Origin of the sequence: Halostella sp. PRR32, from assembly GCF_034808085.1 — an archaeon.
Taxonomy (GTDB): Archaea; Halobacteriota; Halobacteria; order Halobacteriales; family Natronoarchaeaceae; genus Halostella; species Halostella pelagica.
Map to the genome: position 1 here is coordinate 1 of NZ_JAXHGL010000103.1, position 276 is coordinate 276.

Annotated in this window: 1 pseudogene; it reads left to right on the top strand. The window is 65.9% G+C overall.

Going from position 1 to position 276, the window contains the following annotated elements:
• Positions 1-276 (top strand): annotated as a pseudogene (locus SM753_RS20550) (branched-chain amino acid ABC transporter permease); the annotation flags it as partial.

Sequence of the window (276 nt, forward strand, 5' to 3'; positions counted from 1 at the left end):
CGAACACCGGGAGCGTCATGGGTGGCGCCATCTTCGCCGCGTTACTCTTCCAGGGCCCGCGGTACTTCAAGAACATCGTCGAGACGGTGCTCGGGAACCCCGAGGCGCCGTCGAGCTTCGGCGCGGCGATGGCACCCCTCGGTGGCGGTGACGTGTTCCCGATGCTCCTGTACACGCTCGATTCCATCCGCCAACTGCAGTTGTTCCTGATGGGCGTCGTCCTCATCTGGCTCATGCATCGGCGGCCCGACGGCCTGCTCGGGCATCGGAAGGAGG